This is a genomic window from Luxibacter massiliensis (assembly GCF_900604355.1).
Taxonomy (GTDB): domain Bacteria; phylum Bacillota; class Clostridia; order Lachnospirales; family Lachnospiraceae; genus Luxibacter; species Luxibacter massiliensis.
Window position 1 is genome coordinate 438446 of sequence record NZ_UWOE01000001.1, and the last position, 15686, is coordinate 454131.

13 protein-coding genes and 1 other RNA gene are annotated in these 15686 nt (G+C 44.5%); 12 read left to right on the forward strand and 2 right to left on the reverse strand.

Annotated elements, in window-relative coordinates; all coding sequences use genetic code 11:
* Positions 1-159: 159 nt before the first annotated feature.
* Positions 160-504, reverse strand: a transfer-messenger RNA (tmRNA) gene (gene ssrA, locus EFA47_RS02235).
* Positions 505-767: 263 nt separating this feature from the next.
* On the opposite strand from ssrA, the gene EFA47_RS02240 reads away from it, so the two are divergent.
* The 12 genes from EFA47_RS02240 (at position 768) to EFA47_RS02295 (ending at position 15249) form a co-directional block, all read left to right on the forward strand.
* Positions 768-1589 (forward strand): zinc dependent phospholipase C family protein, encoded by an 822-nt coding sequence (locus EFA47_RS02240; RefSeq protein WP_122641815.1) that lies wholly within the window; start codon positions 768-770, stop codon positions 1587-1589.
* An 86-nt stretch (positions 1590-1675) separates the two neighbouring features.
* Complete coding sequence (locus EFA47_RS02245; RefSeq protein WP_122641816.1) at positions 1676-2914, forward strand: MFS transporter; 1239 nt, start codon at positions 1676-1678, stop codon at positions 2912-2914.
* A 78-nt stretch (positions 2915-2992) separates the two neighbouring features.
* A complete protein-coding gene (locus EFA47_RS02250; RefSeq protein WP_122641817.1) occupies positions 2993-3697 on the forward strand; it encodes an ABC transporter ATP-binding protein in 705 nt (234 codons plus the stop codon).
* Positions 3698-3705: 8 nt separating this feature from the next.
* On the forward strand, positions 3706-6783 hold the full coding sequence (locus EFA47_RS02255; RefSeq protein ID WP_122644371.1) for an FtsX-like permease family protein: 3078 nt from the start codon (positions 3706-3708) through the stop codon (positions 6781-6783).
* A 236-nt stretch (positions 6784-7019) separates the two neighbouring features.
* Positions 7020-7700: a response regulator transcription factor gene (locus EFA47_RS02260; RefSeq protein ID WP_122641818.1), complete on the forward strand. Its 681-nt coding sequence runs from the start codon at positions 7020-7022 to the stop codon at positions 7698-7700.
* Positions 7697-9184 (forward strand): sensor histidine kinase, encoded by a 1488-nt coding sequence (locus EFA47_RS02265; protein ID WP_122641819.1) that lies wholly within the window; start codon positions 7697-7699, stop codon positions 9182-9184. The genes EFA47_RS02260 and EFA47_RS02265 overlap by 4 nt, the downstream gene beginning before the upstream one ends.
* Positions 9185-9431: 247 nt before the next feature.
* Positions 9432-10040 carry an imidazole glycerol phosphate synthase subunit HisH gene (hisH, locus tag EFA47_RS02270; protein WP_122641820.1) on the forward strand — a complete coding sequence of 203 codons (609 nt, stop codon included), beginning with the start codon at positions 9432-9434 and terminating at the stop codon, positions 10038-10040.
* Between the two features lie 12 nt (positions 10041-10052).
* Entirely contained in the window at positions 10053-10835 is a 783-nt protein-coding gene (hisF, locus tag EFA47_RS02275; RefSeq protein ID WP_122641821.1) for an imidazole glycerol phosphate synthase subunit HisF, read from the forward strand.
* A 12-nt stretch (positions 10836-10847) separates the two neighbouring features.
* A complete protein-coding gene (gene ung / locus EFA47_RS02280) occupies positions 10848-11516 on the forward strand; it encodes a uracil-DNA glycosylase (RefSeq protein ID WP_122641822.1) in 669 nt (222 codons plus the stop codon).
* A gap of 110 nt (positions 11517-11626) precedes the next feature.
* Complete coding sequence (locus EFA47_RS02285; RefSeq protein WP_122644372.1) at positions 11627-12349, forward strand: ABC transporter ATP-binding protein; 723 nt, start codon at positions 11627-11629, stop codon at positions 12347-12349.
* Positions 12336-13871 carry a COG1361 S-layer family protein gene (locus tag EFA47_RS02290; RefSeq protein ID WP_122641823.1) on the forward strand — a complete coding sequence of 512 codons (1536 nt, stop codon included), beginning with the start codon at positions 12336-12338 and terminating at the stop codon, positions 13869-13871. The genes EFA47_RS02285 and EFA47_RS02290 overlap by 14 nt, the downstream gene beginning before the upstream one ends.
* Complete coding sequence (locus tag EFA47_RS02295; RefSeq protein ID WP_122641824.1) at positions 13840-15249, forward strand: ABC transporter permease; 1410 nt, start codon at positions 13840-13842, stop codon at positions 15247-15249. Before EFA47_RS02290 ends, EFA47_RS02295 begins: the two co-directional genes overlap by 32 nt.
* Here the strand turns inward: EFA47_RS02295 and EFA47_RS02300 are convergent.
* Complete coding sequence (locus EFA47_RS02300; protein WP_122641825.1) at positions 15246-15518, reverse strand: hypothetical protein; 273 nt, start codon at positions 15516-15518, stop codon at positions 15246-15248. The two genes, EFA47_RS02295 and EFA47_RS02300, sit on opposite strands and share 4 nt — an antisense overlap.
* Between the last annotated feature and the right edge of the window lie 168 nt (positions 15519-15686).

The following is a 15686-nucleotide window of genomic DNA, read 5'->3' on the forward strand; positions in this document are numbered from 1 at the left end:
ATGGGAAATAAAATCTGTTGATGAATCCAATAAAAAACAGAGGATAAACCTCTGTTTCTCAGCAAATCAGGATATTTTAAATTGTGTTTACCCAATGCTCCTGCCCATCTGGACGCTCCCCCTGGCGGTATGCTGCAGCCAGGATTAAGAAATGTATTCCAATGGACCTGGCGGGAATCGAACCCGCGTCCAAAAGCCTATCCCATGTACTTCTACTATCATAGTCAGTTCTTATTCATTCCCTCCGCTGCACGGGAACTAACACCCCTGCAGGTTCAGTAGCTTCATATTACGCCTGCCGGCTCAAAGCTTTGCCGGTATCGTTTCCCGCATAGTCGGTGCCAGACTCTCAAAGTGCGGGTGCCCCGAGGCTGACATGCAGCAATTAGGCTGCAGCTAATTCGAAATTATCGTTAGCGTTTAATTTTAAGTTTGCGATTTGACGCATCTGCCTGCGGATAGCTTCTCCATCTTCAAGACCCCTGTCGAAACCAGTACAAGCCCGAAAATAAAAACAGCGGCTAAAGGCTAAATATTGCTGTGCTACTTTTCACCTTCTATAAACCGTATGATATATTTTATAGAAAAGGCTTCTTAAAGTCAAGGCATATAGAAAAGTTCATATATATTTAAGATTTTACACAGATTTTTCTAATATATACTGGTTTCTTTAGCAGATTTTTGTGATAATATATATTTAAGGTTCATATGGCCTTCATTAAGATTATGTATTTGAATTTTGAAAACAGGAGAAGAGAGGTTCCAATATGCCAACAACATACGCACATTATAGATTTGGGAAAGATGTTATCACTACGCTTCCGAAAAGAGTGGGGGCGGCTATAGAGAATAACAGAGAGTTATTTGACATTGGCCTCCATGGCCCAGATATTTTATTTTATTATAACCCACTTTCAAAAAATCCGGTGAACCAGCAGGGATATGAGATGCATGACAGGACAGGGGATGAGTTTTTCAGGCGTGCCGCCGAAATCATTAAGGCCGATGAGGATTCTGCGGCTGCAAGGGCATATATTTATGGATTTATATGTCATTTTGCACTGGACAGTGAGTGCCATAAATATATAGAGAAGATGATTCAGGTAAGTAAGCTGAGCCACGCTGAAATTGAGATGGAGTTTGACAGATACCTTTTGACAGAGGATCATATCAATCCCCTCACATATCTGGGTACAAGACATATCCACCCAACGATAGGTAATGCGGAGGTAATTGCCCCGTTTTTCCAGGATGTATCTGCTGAGATTATAAAAAAGAGTTTGGTTTCTATGATTATCTGCCATAGGCTGCTTCTCGCCCCTGGACAGGCTAAGAGGAAAGTTTTAGCAGCGGCCATGAAGGTCAGCAGAACGTACGACTCTATGTACGGCATGGTCATGAGTGAGCAGGCGAACCCACAGTGCCAGAAGTATTGTCTTTTGCTGAAGAAGCTGTATGCGGGTGCTGTGCCTCTGGCAGTAGATTTGATTATAAAATTTCAGAAAGTATTGTTTCAGGATGGGGAGCTTCCGGTACGCTTCCATGAGACTTTCGGCGCAGGTGAGAATTGGGAGGCGCTGCCCCTGTAGTATGAGCCTGGACAGGCTAAGAGGATCGTCTTTTTATTGAGGAATGGGATAAAGAAAAGGTTGTAAAAGATAGGGGAGGTTAAGTGGTGAAATTCAAGATGACGGAGCTGGAAAAGAAATGGGTACTTTATGATGTGGGGAACTCGGCATTTACCATGCTGGTAGCGACTATTTTTCCGATTTATTTTAATTACCTTGCAGATAATGCAGGAATATCATCCGTTGATTATTTGGCCTATTGGGGGTATGCCACGTCTATATGCACATTATTAGTTGCTATCTTGGGTCCTACACTTGGTGCAGTGGCAGATACAAAGAATTATAAAAAAGTAATCTTTTCCGTGTTTCTGGGGGTTGGGGTTGCAGGCTGTATCCTCCTGGGATTTCTCTCCTCCTGGATTTGGTTCCTTGGCGTGTTTATTTTGGCAAAGACAGGATATTCAGCCAGCTTGATTTTTTATGATGCCATGCTGACAGACGTAACAGAACCAGAGAGAATGGACGTGGTGTCTTCACAGGGATTTGCGTGGGGATATATCGGAAGCTGCATCCCCTTTGTAGCAAGTCTTGGAGTTGTGCTGGGGGCAGGAAGCCTGGGCATTCATATGCAGACTTCTATGGTAATTGCTTTTCTGATTACGGCAGCCTGGTGGCTGTTATCGGCAGTGCCGCTTCTAAAATCATACAGGCAGAAATATTTTGCTGAGACATCTGGACAGGTGGTTAAGAAAAGCTTTATACGTTTAGGGCATACACTTAAAGAGCTGATGAAGGAAAAGCATATTTTTATGTTCTTGATTGCCTTTTTCTTTTATATAGACGGGGTATATACAGTCATTGATATGGCAACTGCCTATGGGCAGGCGCTGGGACTGGATAGTACAGGACTTTTGCTGGCCCTGCTCCTCACACAGATTGTAGCATTCCCCTGTGTCCTTATTTTTAGCAGGCTGTCTAAAAGGGTTTCCTCTACGGCGATTATTACAATCTGTATTGCTGCATACCTGGGTATTGCACTTTACGCGTATGGATTGGACACACAGTTGGACTTTTGGATTCTGGCCGTACTGGTTGGGATGTTCCAGGGAACCATCCAGGCATTGTCCCGCTCTTATTTTGCCAGAATAATCCCTGCTGAAAAATCAGGGGAATACTTTGGGATCTATGATATCTGCGGCAAAGGGGCTTCTATTATAGGTACGGCCTTTGTATCTATACTCAGCCAGATTACGGGAAATGTCAACATCGGTGTAAGTGCCCTTTCGGTGATGTTCCTCATCGGACTTATTTTATTCAGAAGAGCTGTGAAGCTGGCAAACCAATGAGAAAATATAGTATGAAAGGAAGTGTGCTTTCATTACTATTTATGCTGTCATTTGAAAGGCAGCGGAATGGAGATTAGTATGAAGGATTTCGTGAAATTAGAGGGCATTACAAAGATTTATAAAATGGGTGAAGTTGAGATACGTGCTGTAGATGGGATTGATTTTGCCATAGATAAAGGTGAGTTTGTTGTGATAGTTGGGCCAAGCGGCGCGGGGAAAACCACTGTTTTAAATATACTTGGCGGAATGGACACGGCAACAGGCGGCAAGATTACCGTAGATGGAGCAAATATTACGGATTATAATGCCAGGCAGCTTACTGGCTACCGCAGGGATGATATTGGCTTTGTGTTTCAGTTTTATAATCTGGTCCCTAATTTAACTGCCCTTGAAAATGTTGAGCTGGCACTGCAGATCTGCAGGGAGCCACTAGATGCAAAAGAGGTACTGGAGGATGTGGGACTTGGGGATAGGCTGGATAATTTCCCGGCCCAGCTTTCCGGCGGGGAACAGCAGAGGGTGTCAATTGCCAGGGCCCTGGCCAAAAATCCTAAATTACTTCTCTGTGATGAACCCACAGGCGCCTTGGATTATAGCACAGGAAAGGCTATTTTAAAAATACTGCAGGATATGTGCCGGGAAAGAGGCATGACAGTAATTGTAATTACCCATAATTCTGCGCTCGCACCTATGGCGGACCGCCTGATCCGTATTAAAAATGGAAAGGTATCCTTTATGGAAAAGAATGAGAATCCGATGTCAATTGATAAAATTGAATGGTAGGTATGTGTATGGGCAGAAAAGCATTGAGAAAAGACTTTTATATGGAAATCCGCAGAAGCATGGGGCGGTTTCTATCCATATTTTTTATAGTTGCTATAGGTGTTGCATTTTTTTCGGGTATCCGTTCTGCAGAGCCGGATATGAGACTTTCGGGAGACCGGTATTTTGACCAGAGAAATTTAATGGACATCAAAGTAATCAGCACACTTGGACTTACGGAGGATGACCTGGAGGCCGTTGGCCAAGTGGAAGGTATTGAAAGGGCAGAGCCGGGATATTCTGTGGATGCCATGTGCAGGGTAGATGACAGTAAAGAGGTAGTACATATTTCCTCTCTCCTTCCCACAATGAACCAGGTGGATGTGGAAGAAGGGAGGATGCCAAAGGCAAAAAATGAATGCCTTGTAGATGTGGATTTTTTGGACTCCAATGGATATGAGGTTGGTGACCAGATTACCTTTATATCGGGGACAGAAGACGATATTTTTGATACGTTGAAGGTGGACACCTATACAATAACAGGCAGTGCCAGCAGTCCTTGTTACATTTCCTTTGGGCGGGGCAGCAGTACGATTGGGACAGGTACTGTGAGTGGTTTTGTGTATGTGCCTGAAGAGAGTTTTGATATGGATGTATATACTGAGATATATGCATCTGTCACAGGGGCCTCTGGCCTTACAGCTTTTACTGACGAATATGACAATAAGGTGGAAAAGGCCATAGATGCGGTGGAGAAAATCCAAGAGGAGCGTGAGGAAGCCAGGTACCAGGAAGTCGTAGGCGAGGCAAAAGAGAAGCTAAATGACGCTAAAGAAGAACTTGCAAAGGCGAAGAAGGAAGCAGGAGACGAATTAGATGATGCAAAGGCCCAGCTGGACGATGGAAGGGCCCAGCTGGATAATGGCCGGTCCGAGGTGGCAGATGGATTGGCGCAGATGGAAGACTCCAGAAGCCTGTTAAATCAAAAGCAGACAGAAATAGATCAGGCATATGAGGATCTGAATCAGCAGATTTCAGTCTTGAATGCTAAGATTGATGAACTAAACAAGACAAAAGAGCAGTATAATGCACTTGTTTCCAGCCAGATGGCGGATAAGATGACACTTCAGGCCATGTATGCCGGGATTCAGGAAGGGGAGGCCCAGATAGAGGCCGCACAGGCACAAGTAGAAGCTGCAAAGAATCAGCTGGCTGAGGGGCAGCTGCAGATCAACGATGGATGGACCCAGGTAGAACAGGGGGAGGCTGAACTGACAGCAGCACAGAATGAAATTGCTGTGAAGGAGCAGGAGCTAAACGATGCCCAGGCAAAGTATGATGAGGCGAAGGCAGAGGCGGACACTAAGATAGCAGATGGAGAAAAAAAGATCCAGGACGCCGAGGACGATATCAGTAAAATAGAACATGCCAAATGGTATGTTGAAGACAGGAGCACTTTGCCTGAATATACGGGATATGGTGAGAATGCCGACCGGATGAAAGCTATCGGCGAGGTTTTCCCTGTCTTATTTTTCCTTGTAGCGGCCCTTATCAGCCTGACTACTATGACTAGGATGGTGGAAGAGCAGAGGACACTTATAGGGACCTTTAAGGCGTTAGGTTATGAACGGCATTCCATTGCGGGAAAATATTTGGGATATGCCTTTTTGGCAACGGTCAGCGGCAGTGTTTTTGGGGTTTTGATTGGGGAGAAAATACTTCCGTATATTATTATTACAGCATATGGCATCATGTATCAGCATATGGATACCGTCCTTGTGCCATATAATATATATTATGCATTGGCTGCGTCTTTGGCGGCGCTTGCATGTACAATGGCCGCAACTATTTTTTCCTGTTTTAAGGAGCTCAGGGAGCAGGCTGCAGAGTTGATGCGGCCCCCCGCACCAAAACAAGGTAAGAGGGTAATAATAGAAAAGTTTCCTTTTATTTGGCGTAAACTAAGTTTTATCTGGAAAGCAACAGTGAGGAATCTTATCCGGTATAAAAAGCGGTTTTTTATGACAGTCTTTGGGATTGGCGGCTGTATGGCACTGCTTATGGTCGGGTTCGGACTGAAAGATTCTATTTTTGACATAGGTTTTCTTCAATATGAGGAGATTCAGCTCTATGATGGGAATGTAATCCTGGATGAGGACGCCACAGATGAGCAAAAACAAGAGACATATGACAGGCTGGCAGATGACAGCCGGGTTCTGGGGACAGCAAAGAATATGCTCCAGCAAATTGACATAAAAAATGGAAAGAATAAGAGGGAAGTTTATCTGAACGTTCCAGAAACCGTAAAGGACTTTGAAGATTTTATTGTCTTTCAGGACCGTATCACAAAGGAACAGTATACACTCGGCAATAGCGGCGCCATTTTGACAGAAAAGGCGGCGAAAATGCTGGATGTTAAAGTGGGTGACAGTATAACCGTCCAGGATGATATTAAAGGAGATATTCAAGTAAAGATTGTAGATATCTGCGAGAATTATATGGGGCACTATCTTTATATGTCCCCCCAGTTTTATAAGGAACTGTTTGGCCGGGAGCCGGATTATAATGCGGTTTACTATCAGATGAAGGAAGGCCAGGAGGACGGGCTTCAGCAGGTGGGTGAAGAAGTCCTGACAACAAAGGGCGCTCTGAGCATCAGCTATACAGATGATGTGGAAGAGCAGCTCAATGATATGCTGGGGAGCCTGAATATCGTTATTGTAGTTCTTGTCATTTCAGCAGGGATGCTTGCATTTGTGGTGTTGTACAATCTGAATAATATCAATATTACGGAACGGCAGCGTGAATTAGCTACATTAAAAGTGCTAGGTTTTTATGATAGCGAGGTATCCTCTTATGTATACCGTGAGAATATAATCCTGACTTTTGTAGGGGCTGCCGTGGGAATGGTTTTGGGAAGGATTCTGCATCAGTTTATTATTGTTACAGTGGAAATAGATTCAGCCATGTTTGGAAGAAATATTGATTTGAGCAGTTATGTATATAGTTTTCTTATCACAGTGGCTTTTTCATTATTTGTAAATGGAGTTATGTACTTTAAGCTGAAAAGAATTAATATGATTGAATCCTTAAAAAGTGTGGAGTAGGGGACATATAAGGCTTAGAGCAGGATGGCCCGGCGGCAGCCGGGCCAGTTTTGTGGATATTCACACAAAGGACATACTTACCTGATATGATACAAAAATAAGGTTAAAAGGCCCTTATAGACACTGAAAACCACAATTAAACAGAGTGGAAATAAATGTATGATGCTTATATTTTACAGAGACAGATTTTTAGCAGGCCTGTAAGGGCACGGGGAAGCAGATAGGAGATGGAAGTGATGGATAAGACAAAAGTTTTAGTTGTAGACGATGAGGGCAGAATGCGTAAACTGGTAAAGGATTTCCTGGCCAGAGAAGGGTATGTTGTCCTGGAAGCTGCAGATGGGATGGAAGCCATGGATTTATTTTATCAGGATAAAGATATTGCACTTGTTATCTTAGATGTTATGATGCCCAATATGGATGGATGGCAGGTATGCAGGGAGATCAGAGAGCATTCCAAAGTACCCATTATCATGTTGACGGCGCGTTCAGAGGAGCGGGATGAGCTGCAGGGGTTTGAACTTGGAGTCGATGAATATATATCAAAACCTTTTAGCCCGAAGATTCTAGTGGCCAGAGTGGAAGCCATACTGCGCAGGACGAGAGGGACTGAGGCGGGGGATGTGATAGATGCAGGCGGCATTATTATCGACAAGGCAGCACATATTGTGAAAATTGGGGAAAGTCCTATTGACTTAAGCTACAAAGAGTTTGAACTGCTGACGTATTTTGTGGAAAATCAGGGCATCGCCCTTTCCCGGGAAAAGATATTAAATAATGTATGGAATTACGATTATTTTGGGGACGCCCGGACAATTGATACCCATGTTAAAAAACTCAGAAGCAAACTGGGAGATAAAGGTGAGTATATAAAAACTATCTGGGGAATGGGTTATAAATTTGAGGCAGATGTATGAAGAATTCTATAAGACGTCAGATGATGGTTGTTTTTGTGGGATTGATTGTCTTTATACTTGTGCTGATGTTTATTGTTAATTCGGGGTTTCTTGAGCAGTATTATGCGATCCACAAGCAGGCAGACCTGACAAGTACATTTACATCCATAAATAAAGCTATTCAGTCATCTCAGATCGGCGAGGAGACAGTGATCAACAGACTGGAGCGGCAGCTGGAAAAGGCAAATATTTCGGCCATTGTCGTACAGACTGATGGGAGTATCATGTTTTCTACGGTGAGGGATGATGACAATCCCCTATATTTTAAACTGCTTTCGTATATATTTGACAAAAACCAGGATAATGGGAAAATGCTGAAAAGTACAGATTCTTATAAGATTTATAAGACGAAGGATTTTATGAATCAGACAGAGTATCTGGAAATGTGGGGAAATTTTTCAGACCAATCTATATTTGTGATGAGAAGTCCTCTGGAGAGTATCAGGGAAAGCGCCGGCCTTGCCAATAAATTTCTGGTTTATCTGGGGGTTTTGGCTGTTCTGCTTGGAGGGGTTCTTGTATGGTATTTTTCAAGGCGTATAACGGAACCTATTATGGAACTGGCGGCATTGTCCCAGCGAATGGCTGATTTGGACTTTGACGTAAAATATACAAGCGGCGGCAATAATGAAATTGGGATTTTGGGAAAAAATTTCAATATTATGTCGGGCAGGCTGGAGCAGACTATCTCCGAGCTGAAGAGTGCAAATAACCGCCTTAAAGAAGATATTGAGCAGAAGGAAAAAAGTGAAAACATGCGCAGTGAGTTCCTGGGAAATGTGTCCCATGAATTAAAAACTCCTATAGCCTTAATCCAGGGATATGCGGAAGGATTGAAAGAAGGAGTTAATGATGACCCTGAAAGCCGGGAATTTTACTGTGATGTGATTATTGATGAGGCAGTTAAAATGAACCAGATGGTCAAGAACCTGCTTATTTTGAACCAGTTAGAATTTGGTGCGCAGGAGCTGGATGTGGCGCGGTTTGATGTGGTCAGCCTTATAAGAGGAGTTCTGGCAAGCTGTGAGATCTTGATCCAACAAGCGGAGGCATCGGTCGATTTTATTGCGGATGAAGCCGTTTATGTTTGGGCAGATGAGTTTAAAACTGAACAGGTCATACGTAATTACCTGACCAATGCGATCCACCATGTGCAGAACGAGAAAAGAATAGAGATCCGGGTCATTTCCAACGGAGGCACGGTGAGGGTCACAGTATTTAACAGTGGCAGGCCAATACCGGAAGAAGATTTGGAGAAACTCTGGGATAAATTTTATAAAGTGGACAAAGCCCATACCCGTAAGTACGGGGGGAATGGCATTGGCTTGTCTATTGTGAAGGCCATTATGGAGTCTTTTCATCAGAAATACGGCGTAAATAACTTTGAAAATGGCGTGGCATTCTGGTTTGACCTGGATGCAGAGGCATCCGGCGAAAAATCTTGAAAAAAGGCAGAAAATGCAGTAAAATAGCTTGTATCAAGGCATACATCGTGCCAACTGGCAACAGTCGGTATTATGTATGCCTTATTGTATACCTAATACAGTGAATATAAATCAATAATCATATATATTTACTGGACGGATCCTGCCCGCCCCTTTGGTTTTATTTGCTGTACAAGAGGGCACAGTCCGGCCTATATTCAGGCTGGGCAAGGATGGGACTGGAAAATAGGAAGAAGGAGTTTGAATTATGATAGCAATTATTGATTATGATGCGGGCAACATTAGAAGTGTGGAAAAAGCTCTGCGCTTTCTGGGACAGGATGTTATGATAACCGGGGATCAGGAGCAGATACTGGCGGCAGACAAGGTGGTACTTCCCGGGGTAGGCGCCTTTGGCGACGCCATGGAGAATATACATAGGAGAGGGCTTTTTGAAGTTATACGCCGGGTGGCTTTAAGAGGGACGCCCTTTCTCGGGATCTGCCTGGGACTCCAGCTTCTTTTTGAGAGAAGTGACGAGGCTCCTGGTGTGGAAGGACTGGGAATCCTGGAGGGAGAAATCGTGAAAATACCAGAGATGGAGGGAATGAAAATACCGCATATGGGGTGGAATTCCCTGCATCTTGAAAATAACGGGCGGCTGTATCAGGGAATTGCCGAGCAGTCCCACGTTTATTTTGTGCATTCTTATTATCTAAGGGCCCGGGATGAGGGCATTGTGAAAGCTTCAACAGAGTATGGGGTGCATATCCACGCCTCAGTAGAAAAAGAGAATGTATTTGCGTGTCAGTTCCACCCAGAGAAGAGCAGTGGGACGGGACTGGCAATTTTGAAAAATTTTGTACAATTGAGTTAGGAGGGGCAGAGTATGTTTACAAAGAGAATTATTCCTTGCCTGGATGTACATGGGGGGAGAGTTGTCAAAGGGGTTAATTTTGTGAATCTCAGGGATGCGGGAGATCCAGTTGAAATTGCCAGGGCGTATGATAAAGCAGGTGCGGATGAGCTTGTATTCCTGGATATTACTGCATCTTCTGATGCCAGGGAGACTGTGGCGGATATGGTGCAAAAGGTTGCCCAATGTGTATTTATCCCATTTACTGTAGGAGGCGGGATTCGGACAGTGGAGGATTTCAGGGCACTTTTAAGGGCGGGGGCGGATAAAATATCTATTAATTCATCTGCAATTAATACGCCAGAGCTAATCTATGAAGCATCCAAGAAATTCGGAAGCCAGTGTGTGGTGGTTGCCATTGACGCCAGAAAACGGGAAGATGGCAGCGGGTGGAATATATATAAAAATGGCGGCCGCATTGATGTGGGGGCAGATGCCGTTGAATGGGCAAAGAAAGTGGAGAGCCTGGGGGCAGGTGAGATTTTACTGACGAGCATGGACTGTGATGGGACAAAGTCTGGATATGACCTGGAATTGACCCGTACTATAGCACAGGCGGTCTCCATACCTGTTATTGCTTCAGGCGGCGCAGGCAGGCTTGAGCATTTTAAGGAGGCCCTCACAGATGGACAGGCGGACGCGGCATTGGCAGCGTCTTTGTTCCACTATAAGGAGCTGGAAATCAGAGAGGTAAAGAGATACCTTCAAAGGGAAGGGGTATCCGTCCGGATTACAGAAGAAAATATAACAGAATAGGAGTAGATATCTATGGCAGGTATAAGTGGCGGCTGGTATGAGGCATTAAAGGACGAGTTTAAGAAACCTTATTATAAAAAATTATTTGAGACTGTTAATCAGGAGTATAGGACAAGGAAAATTTTCCCCCCTGCAAATGATATTTTTAATGCATTTCATCTGACTCCCCTTGATAAAGTCAAGGTGGTGATCTTAGGGCAGGATCCGTACCACAATAATGGGCAGGCACATGGACTCTGTTTTTCTGTGCAGAAGGGGGTTGAGGTGCCGCCGTCGCTGGTAAATATTTATCAGGAGCTTCATGATGACCTTGGCGTAAAAATACCAGACCATGGATGTCTGACCAAATGGGCCAGCCAAGGCGTCTTGATGCTCAATACTGTACTGACAGTTAGGGCGCATCAGGCCAATTCCCATCGTGATATTGGATGGGAACAATTTACTGATGCCGCAATCAAGGCATTGGACAGACAGGATCGCCCTATTGTATTTATTTTATGGGGCAGTCCGGCGCAGAGAAAGAAAGCCATGCTGCATAATCCCCAGCACTTGATATTGCAGGCGCCGCACCCCAGTCCTCTCTCGGCATTCCGGGGATTTTTCGGGAGCAGGCCTTTTAGCCAGACAAATAGGTTTCTTCAGGAGCATGGGGGAGAACCAGTGGATTGGGAGATCGAATAAAGTCTCCTGGCTATGCCATAAAATTAAGATTTTCTTAACAATTTATGCAGGAAAATATTTTGTTTTTGGAGGTATCATGTAAAGAAAATCTTGTGAAGAAGGAGGGGGCCGTGGAAAAGGTTATTGAGGTCAAGAATTTATACAAGCTGTACCGCGTAGGGGAGTCCGTGGTACGGGCACTGAACGGTGTGGATTTTACAGTATATGCCGGGGAATTCTGCGCGATTGTTGGAACCTCTGGTTCAGGTAAATCCACACTTTTAAATATGCTTGCCGGCCTGGAAAAGCCGACCAAAGGGGAGATTATTATCAGCGGCCAGCACATGGAGACACTGAATGAGGATGGACTAGTGAAGTTCAGACGTGAAAATGTGGGGTTCATTTTTCAGTCGTTCCATTTGATTGGGACATTAAATGCTGTTGAAAATGTAGCGCTGCCGCTTAGTTTCCGCGGTGAAGCGAGGACGAGCAGGATGAAGAAAGCAGATAAAATGCTGGATCTGGTAAATCTTAAGAAGCATAAAAAGCATCTGCCTAACCAGATGTCAGGAGGCCAGCAGCAGAGAGTGGGGGTGGCCAGGGCCCTTGTTGTAAATCCTAAAATTATATTTGCAGATGAGCCTACCGGGAATCTGGATTCCCATACATCCGAAGAGGTTATGAGGCTGATGCAGGAAGTGGTACGCCAACAGAAGAAAACCCTTGTTATGGTAACCCATGATGATCATTTGGCGGCCTATGCTGACAGGGTATTTCACATTATAGACGGAGAAATAGTCAAAATCGAGGATAACCGGAAAAAGAGGGAGGAAAAGGAACATGAAACCATTTAGGAGCATAATGAAAACAGCCGTGGGCCTTGCCATGGCAGCGGCCCTCATATTGCCTACAGCAGTCCGGGCCGAAGAATCAAGGCCTATACCTGCAATCTCCATTTCTGTAGGAAAAGGACAGTCAACACCTGAATATGAAGCGGGACAGACAGAACAGGCTCTGGAGCTGAACCTGGAGAACCAGGGAAGCGCAGATGCAAAGAATGTGAAAGTAACGCCAATTCTGGACAACGCAGATACATGGCCATTTGACATTGCTAATATGAACAATGAATGCCAGGTTGGGGATATCCCTGCAGGGCAGAATGTTTCTGCAAAATGGGAGGGACTGGCTGTGCGTTCCGATGTGGAGACTAAATCCTACAGGCTTTCATTTCAAATAACATGGGATGATGGGGCCAATCAATATGAGACTAGCAAGTATGTCTTTGTTAAGACGAAAGCTAAACCACAGGAGCAAGAGACAGAGCCGGAACAGACGCCAGCGCCGGATGATACTTCCCAGCCGGAACAAGCATCCGGGGAAGAAGAACTTATGATGGCTGGGGGTGAGATTTTAAACAGTGACCCGGTCATCACAGGCGGAGGGGGAGAGACGGCAGATAGCGGAAATCATCCTGTCCCCAGAGTGATTGTAACAGGATTTAGCACAGACCCACAGGCTGTGAATGCTGGCAGTGATTTTACATTGATTGTACATCTGAAAAACACATCTGCCAGGACGGCTGTATCTAATATGCTTTTTGATCTTCAGGCGCCTTCCTCAGGCACGGAGGCGGCTGCAGAGGCGCCGGCATTTTTGCCGTCATCGGGTTCCAGCTCTATTTATTTGGACAGCATACCGGCTGGAGAGACAAGGGATATTTCCATTGCCCTTAATGCCAGGGCTGACCTGGTTCAAAAGCCGTACAGTATAGCAATGTCTATGAAGTATGAGGACGCCAGTGCGACTCAATACGAAAGTTCCTCCAGCCTGGCAATTCCGGTCAAGCAGGCGGCCAGATTCGAGTTCAGCGATCTGGAGATCGCGCCGGAGACAATTGCAGTGGGCGAGGAGGCGAACATTACATGCAGCCTTTATAATACAGGACGTATTAAATTGTACAATGTCAAGGCAAAGTTCCAGGGGGATGGCATCGACTCTAAAGAAGTATTCGTTGGAAATGTTGACTCGGGGGCCACAGGCTCCATTGATGGAATTGTTACGGCTACGAAAGAGATGTCTGGAGACAAGAAGTGTAAGATGGTTGTTTCCTATGAGGATGAAGCTGGCAAGACATCCACAGTGGAGAAAGAATTTGCACTGGAGATTACACCGGAACAGACTCCTGTGGACATGTCCCAAATCGCAGAGATGCCTGAGGAGAAAGGATTTCCTGTCTTGCCTGCCATAATTGGCGCAGTAATCCTGGCGGCGGCAATTATAATTGTCATAATTATCAGAAGAAGAAAGAAAAAGCTGAAGTCTGTAGAAGAGGAGGACTTGTTGGATGAGGTGGATCGATTTACTGAGGATGAGTAGCGGCAACCTCAGACGCAGAAAATTGCGGACGTTCCTGACCATCCTGGGCGTAATAATTGGAACTGCATCCATTGTAGTCATGATATCACTGGGACTTGGAATGCAGCAGTCCATGTACCGAGAGATTGAGCAGTCAGGGGGGATGACCAGCCTGACTGTTATCGGGAAGCAGACAGAAGGGGGCATGTATAGCTCTTATGGAGGGGATCAGGAGGAAGCAGATAAGTATATTACGGATGATGTGCTTAAGCAGCTGGCTTCACTGGATCATGTTAAAAGCGCCTACCCTGTGCTGGATGTCAGTGCAGTGGCCCTGAAGGGTAAATATATCGGTTATCTGCAGGTTAGGGGGATGACCCAGGAGGCTCTGAAAGAACAGAACATAAAACTGGCGGCTGGGGGAAGGCTGCCAGATCCTGACAGTCCCAACCTGGAGCTTGTGTTTGGCAATGGGGTGATACAGTCATTCTATGAAAAGACGACAGGCAAGGGGTACTGGGAAACAGGAGTTCTGCCTGACATAGATATGGCCAACGACCAAATGTTTTTGATATTAGACCAGGATGGATATTTTCAGAGCCAGGAAAATACTATAGGACAGTCAGATACTGACGGGAATGGAACAAAAGGGCAGACGGCAAATCAGCCTCCTAAGAAGTATGTGGTCAGTGCCAGCGGTGTTGTAGAAGGTGATGTGGATTCCTACAATGCCAATTATTATTATGTGTACTGTGATATCAATAAGCTGCAGGATATGCTAAAAAAGGAGTTCAAAGGAAGAGTAATACCCGGACAACCCAGTACAAAATCTGGTAAACCCTACAGGCAGTTTGTCTATACATCAGCGTCAGTCCAGGCAGAGAATATAGATGATGTGGATACATTATCGGCAGAAATCAGGAATATGGGATTCCAGGTAACGACAAATGCGGAATATATGGAGAGCATGAAGAAACAGTTTGCCATGATACAGGCAGTTCTGGGGGGGATTGGTGCAGTATCACTCTTTGTTGCGGCCATAGGGATTACAAATACAATGATGATGTCTATTTATGAAAGGACGAAAGAAATAGGAGTTATAAAAGTTCTGGGCTGCAGCCTGAAAAATATTAAACAGATGTTTCTTATGGAAGCTGCATTTATTGGATTTATTGGGGGAGTCTTAGGAAATATACTCAGTTTTTTGATGTCCTTTGCCATAAATATATTGACAGGGAATGGCAGTGCCATGGGGTTAGATGGAAATATTTCTTATATACCAGTGTGGCTTGTCCTTGCCTCAATGGCCTTTGCCGTTTTTGTAGGCATGGCGGCAGGGTATTTTCCCGCGCTCAGGGCGATGAAACTGAGTCCCCTTGCGGCAATCAGGAACGATTAGTCTGAGTCTTCTTCAATAATGTGTATCTCCAGATAATCAAAATCAATGGAGTCTACAAAATTGTCCTGATAGAATCTGGCTTTGGCATGCTTTTTGAAATCAGCGATTGTAGAGTCAAGCCATATAGGTTTGCTTAAATCAAAGTCATAACATATGGCATCTAATGCATTGAATATTTTATGGGTACGTGTATCTTTGGTGTTATCGCAGATAACCGTATCCCGAATCATTTTATTGTCCTTAAATTCTTTGCCCCATAGACGAAACATGGCCCAACCTCTTTTTCTTTAGAATAATTTTTAGTATAGCATTCCCAGAAAGAGATGTAAATGTCCATATTTTAGAAAATTTTTGTTTATTTTTCGGCAGAGATGGTTTATAGTTGTATAAAAGCAGAGATGTAAGAAATACTTTTATTGAAATCTTCACTGCAATTT

Excerpts from the sequence above, each read along its gene's own strand:
- EFA47_RS02240 (WP_122641815.1), top strand. The coding sequence starts at position 768 with ATGCCAACAACATACGCACATTATAGATTTGGGAAAGATGTTATCACT.
- EFA47_RS02250 (WP_122641817.1), top strand. The coding sequence starts at position 2,993 with ATGAAGGATTTCGTGAAATTAGAGGGCATTACAAAGATTTATAAAATG.
- EFA47_RS02255 (WP_122644371.1), top strand. The coding sequence starts at position 3,706 with ATGGGCAGAAAAGCATTGAGAAAAGACTTTTATATGGAAATCCGCAGA.
- EFA47_RS02260 (WP_122641818.1), top strand. The coding sequence starts at position 7,020 with ATGGATAAGACAAAAGTTTTAGTTGTAGACGATGAGGGCAGAATGCGT.
- EFA47_RS02265 (WP_122641819.1), top strand. The coding sequence starts at position 7,697 with ATGAAGAATTCTATAAGACGTCAGATGATGGTTGTTTTTGTGGGATTG.
- hisH (WP_122641820.1), top strand. The coding sequence starts at position 9,432 with ATGATAGCAATTATTGATTATGATGCGGGCAACATTAGAAGTGTGGAA.
- hisF (WP_122641821.1), top strand. The coding sequence starts at position 10,053 with ATGTTTACAAAGAGAATTATTCCTTGCCTGGATGTACATGGGGGGAGA.
- ung (WP_122641822.1), top strand. The coding sequence starts at position 10,848 with ATGGCAGGTATAAGTGGCGGCTGGTATGAGGCATTAAAGGACGAGTTT.
- EFA47_RS02290 (WP_122641823.1), top strand. The coding sequence starts at position 12,336 with ATGAAACCATTTAGGAGCATAATGAAAACAGCCGTGGGCCTTGCCATG.
- EFA47_RS02295 (WP_122641824.1), top strand. The coding sequence starts at position 13,840 with ATGAGGTGGATCGATTTACTGAGGATGAGTAGCGGCAACCTCAGACGC.
- EFA47_RS02300 (WP_122641825.1), bottom strand. The coding sequence starts at position 15,518 with ATGTTTCGTCTATGGGGCAAAGAATTTAAGGACAATAAAATGATTCGG.